This window comes from Acutalibacter sp., assembly GCF_056800975.1.
On sequence record NZ_JBQISV010000128.1, the window covers coordinates 1 to 4,681 of the forward strand.

At 59.5% G+C, this 4,681-nt stretch carries 7 protein-coding genes; 3 read left to right on the forward strand and 4 right to left on the reverse strand.

Annotated elements, in window-relative coordinates:
* From ACTO5E_RS10140 to ACTO5E_RS10150, 3 genes are all read left to right on the forward strand, one after another.
* Positions 1–292: hypothetical protein (locus ACTO5E_RS10140; RefSeq protein ID WP_482303375.1), on the forward strand; the 292-nt coding region annotated here is incomplete at its 5' end.
* A gap of 90 nt (positions 293–382) precedes the next feature.
* Positions 383–838, forward strand: a complete 456-nt coding sequence (locus ACTO5E_RS10145) for a hypothetical protein (protein WP_482303376.1) — start codon at positions 383–385, stop codon at positions 836–838.
* Positions 839–910: 72 nt separating this feature from the next.
* The gene (locus ACTO5E_RS10150; RefSeq protein ID WP_482303377.1) at positions 911–1,366 is read left to right on the forward strand and encodes a hypothetical protein; all 456 of its coding nucleotides are present in this window, start codon (positions 911–913) and stop codon (positions 1,364–1,366) included.
* A gap of 85 nt (positions 1,367–1,451) precedes the next feature.
* Here ACTO5E_RS10150 and ACTO5E_RS10155 read toward each other — a convergent pair whose 3' ends face one another.
* The 4 genes from ACTO5E_RS10155 to ACTO5E_RS10170 form a co-directional block, all read right to left on the reverse strand.
* Positions 1,452–2,906 (reverse strand): amidohydrolase, encoded by a 1,455-nt coding sequence (locus tag ACTO5E_RS10155; RefSeq protein ID WP_482303379.1) that lies wholly within the window; start codon positions 2,904–2,906, stop codon positions 1,452–1,454.
* 112 nt (positions 2,907–3,018) lie between these two features.
* Entirely contained in the window at positions 3,019–3,471 is a 453-nt protein-coding gene (locus tag ACTO5E_RS10160; RefSeq protein ID WP_482303381.1) for a GNAT family N-acetyltransferase, read from the reverse strand.
* A 24-nt stretch (positions 3,472–3,495) separates the two neighbouring features.
* Entirely contained in the window at positions 3,496–4,218 is a 723-nt protein-coding gene (locus tag ACTO5E_RS10165; protein ID WP_482303384.1) for an amino acid ABC transporter ATP-binding protein, read from the reverse strand.
* Between the two features lies 1 nt (position 4,219).
* A partial coding sequence (locus tag ACTO5E_RS10170) for an amino acid ABC transporter permease (RefSeq protein WP_482303383.1) occupies positions 4,220–4,681 on the reverse strand: 462 nt, incomplete at its 5' end.

Genomic DNA, 4,681 nt, shown 5'->3' on the forward strand with positions numbered 1-4,681 from the left:
GCTACGAAGCGGAAACGGCCCCGTTATTCTGGATATATCTGAAAGGGAAGAGATAGACGAAATCATCAGCCTGTTAAATGAATTCAGATATCATGAGCGGGAAGAAATTCCTCCGGCAGGGGGTTGGGATTATGGTATTTCTTTCACAGCCGGTGGCAAAGACATCTGGATTGTTTTTACCGCAGACAGTGTCCGCATTTATAAAAACGACGGCAGCTCAACGATTTACTTCGGCCCGCCCGACCATTTCCGCCCCCTTGTGGACCGGATAGACGAAGCAAGGCCTCGCTGACAGACTAATTTCCAGGCAGCTTGGCCTGCCCGGCTGCTGACGGGCAGATACCGGGAAACCAAGCTTCCCCGCCCCAAGAAGGGAGAACGCATGATGCGCAAAAAATTATCCCTCAAAAAAATCATCCTCTTGTCATGCTTGTTTGTCTTCCTGGCTGTATGCGTGGCCTATTTTGCGTTTTTCGACCATGAGACTCTTGATTTGTCCCTTTTCCATTTTGACCCCGAGGCAGTCGAATACATTGAATTGCGGAGAGCTGGCGGCAACGATGTAACCATCACTGACAGAGAGGAGATCCATGAGGCAGTTCGGCTGCTGAACGACTTTCAGTATTGTAACGGACTGAAAACATTTCCTCCGGCGGGGGGTTGGGACTATAGCATAGCTTTTAAGGTTGGCCGTAAAGAATTCAGTTACATTTTTGGGCTAGACTATATACGCATTTATGAGCGCGATGGCAGCTCAACCGTCTACTTCGGCCTGCCCGACCATTTCCGCCCCCTGATTGACCTGGTGAACGGAGAGAGGGATTCTCTTACTGGGTAGTTTTAAAGAAGGAACTGTGCGGCCCCGCATAGCGGAAGACGAGCTTTTATGGCAAATCCCCAAGAGGTAGCTATGGATAAGAAAATTTCACGCCGGGAAACAAGGCTGTTGCTGTTCCTGCTGACGCTGTTTTTGGGGTTGGGACACCTTATAGCGGTCAATGCCCACCGAGGGCCGCTTTTTCATGTCAACCCGGCGGCGGTGCAGGAGATTACCGTACACAGCGGCAAATGCGCTGCCAGTATGTCCAACAGCACGGCCATTACGGACCGGAAGCGGATCGAGGAGATCGTCCGGCTGCTGAACGGCTTTACCTACACCGAGCAAGAGGAGCTGCCCCTTATGGCCGGCGGCTGCGACTCGCTGAGCCTGGCAGTGCCTGCCAGGAGCATTCGCATTGCTTTTGGCGACAATTATGTGCGCAGCTACCGGCAGGACGGCAGCTCGGTGGTATACTATGGGCCCTCCCAGTATTTTCACGGGCTGGTACAGCTGGCGGAGGAGGCCTTTGTCCCCTGCGCGGAGTAGTCCTCCCCTCCCCTTTGTCAGGACACAAAAAAGCAAGGCGGCTGGCAACCGTCTTGCTTTGCGTGTCTTTTTTTGTTTGAAAGCCTCAGAGCATCTCCTCCACCGGCACCGGCACGGCGTCGGGCTCAATGGGACAGGTGTAGCCCTTGGCCGCTGCCTGCTGAAACTCGGCCTTTGCCTTTTCCAACAGCTCCGGCTGGGTGAACAGGTCCGCCGCCGCCCCTGCCAGCGCCTTGGCCGCGTAGAGCATCCCCTTGTGGGCCACGCCGGAGGTGCCGCCGCTCACATTCTGCCAGCTGTGGCCGGGAGAATGGGCGGGCCAGGTCACAACGCTGATTTGCGCGGTGGGGGTCTGCCAGCTCACGTCTCCCACGTCGGTGGAGCCAGGGGACTGCTTGTCGCTGTGGAAGTAGGGCAGCAGGAAGTCGTTCAAAGAGGCCTTGCCGTTGTTCGAGAGCTGCGCCGCCTGCTTTTTGATCTCCGGGTCATACTTGGCGCCCATGCCCGGCAGCTCCTCGTCCTGGGGACAGGTGGCGTCCAGGGCGGCGGCAAAGTCCCGCTCCTCCTGGGTGTATTCCGGCAGGGGGGCGGCCTCCATGTTGTCATACAGAACCCGCTCCAGCGTCTCGTTGGGCAGCAGGTCGGCGGTGCCGTCAATAAAACGGCGGGTGAAGTGGGTGCCGGTCATCAACGCCGCGCCCTGGGCAATGTCGTCCACCCGGGCCAACAGCGACTTGTTGTGGGGGACTGTGTCAGAGCGCACCATATACAGCACCGTGGCCTGGGACTGGACCACGTTGGGGGAGATGCCCCCTGTGTTGGTGATGGCATAGTGGAGGCAGTCAGTGTTGGGGATGTGCTCCCGCAGGAACTGCACCCCCAGGTTCATCAGCTCCACCGCGTCCAGGGCGCTGCGGCCCTGGTGAGGGTTGCCGGCGGCGTGGGCGGCTATGCCGTGAAAGGCATACTCCACCTGCATAGAGGTGTTGTTGGTGCCGGTGAACACCTCGTTGGCTGTGCCCGGGTGCCAGGTCAGGGCCGCGTCCAGCTGGTAGAACAGGCCGTCCCGGGCCATAAAGGCCTTGCCCGCGCCCCCCTCCTCCCCGGGACAGCCGTAGTAAATGACCGTGCCGCTGCTGCCGGTAGCGGCTAGATACTCCTTCACTGCCCAGGCCGCGGCCAGACTGCCCACACCCAGCAGATGGTGGCCGCAGCCGTGGCCGCAGCCATTGCAGCCATTGTCTGTAACAGGGCGGGGCTCCAAGGCCCCGGCCTGCTGGCTGAGCCCGGCCAGAGCGTCGTATTCGCCCAGAATGCCGATCACCGGCCTGCCGCTGCCAAAGCTGCCGGAAAAGGCGGTTTCCATGCCCGCCACCCCGTGCTCTACCGTAAAGCCCAGCTGGGCCAGCAGGGCCTCATACCGGGCGGCGGCGTGATGCTCGGAGAGTGACAGCTCCGGGTCCGCCCAGATGGCGTCCGCCGTGTCGAAAAACAACTGCCGCTTGTCCTCCAGCAGCTGATACAATTCTTGTTTGGTCATACTTTCCTCCTTTTGATCTTCCGTTGTCCCAAAGGGGAATTCAGCTTAGAAGCTTGGATAAATAGATCACCAGGTCGTCGTCATTCCGGCACTCCCCATAGGGCGGGCAGACCTAGTCCTGATACCATACGCCGCTGCCGTCGGGAAGATAGCCCCGCTTGATGTACATTCTCTGGGCGCTGCCATACCCGCTGTGCAGGCCCACGCTGAGATACACCCTGTTGGCATACCGGGCGGCAATCTGCTCCGCGATATCCATGAGAATGCTGCCAATGCCTTTGTTCCGGTACTTTTCCAGCACCCCAAAGTCCACAATTTCCGGCAGCCCCTGGCCTCCAAAGGGGCCGTTGGGGGAATGGGGGTAGACATGGATGTAACCCGCCGCATTCCCCTGGTACTCCGCCACCAGGGCTGTGCAGCGGCCCTCCGCCTGGTGCCGCAGCCTCATTTCATACTTTTCCGGCGTCTGGTTCCAGCCCTGGGCTATCTCCTCACAAGTGATTGTCTCTGGGTCGCTCTGCTCCATGTCCCGAACCAGCAGGCTCTGGTCTTGATAATATATCATACTGCCTCCTGCAAAAGCCCCGGGCTACAGCACCTTTGCCAGAAAGTCCTGAAGCCTGGGGTTGGCGGGGCGGCTGAACAGCTCCTCCGGGGGTCCGGATTCCAGGATATTCCCCTCAGCCATAAACAGCACCCGGTCTGAGACCTCCCGGGCAAAGCCCATCTCGTGGGTGACAATGACGCTGGTCATGCCCCCCTCTACCAGGCCCTTGATGACCTCCAGCACCTCCCCCACCATCTCCGGGTCCAGGGCGCTGGTGGGCTCGTCGAACAGCATCACGTCCGGCTCCATGGCCAGGGCCCGCACAATAGCCAGCCGCTGCTTCTGCCCGCCGGAGAGCTTGCCGGGCATTACCTCCGCCTTGTCCTGAAGGCCCACCCGTTCCAGCAGCTCCATGGCCTTCTGGTCCGCCTCCTGCTGGCTCATGCCCTTGACCAGCGTGGGGGCAAGGGTGATATTCTTTTTAACCGACAGATGGGGGAACACATTGAAGTGCTGGAACACCATGCCCATCTTCTGCCGGTGGCGGTCAATGTCCACCTTTTTGCCGGTAATCTCCACCCCTTCAAAGAAAATCTGCCCCTGCTCCGGGGTCTCCAACAGGTTCAGGCACCGGAGAAAGGTGCTTTTGCCCCCGCCGGAGGGCCCGATGACCGACACGGCCTCTCCCGCATGTATGGTCTCTGACACGCCCTTGAGCACCTGCAGCTTGCCAAAGCTTTTGTGCAGGCCGACGGTTTTAATCAGCTCAGTCTGCTGTTCCACGGGCCATCCTCCTTTCAAACGCGGCCACAACCTTGCTCAGGGGGAAGGTCAGGCACAGGTAGATCACGCCCACAATAATCAGGGCCTCAAACCGCAGATAGGTAGCCCCGCCCACCAGCAGGTAGGAGGTCATCAGGTCCCCCAGGAAGAAGGTGGAGGCCAGAGAGGTCTCCTTAAGCATCATAATGAACTCGTTGCCCAAAGCGGGGAGAATGTTGCGCACTGCCTGGGGCAGCACAATGCGCAGCATGGTCTGGCGGCCGGAGAGCCCCAGGCTGCGGGCAGCCTCGGTCTGACCCTTGTCCACTGCCTGAATACCCGCCCGGATGACCTCGGACACATAGGCCGAGGAGTTGATGCACAGGGCCAGCGCCACCCACATAAAGGGCGACAGGGCCAGAAAGGGCAGCAGCTGGGGCAGCACAAAGTAAAATATGTACAGCTG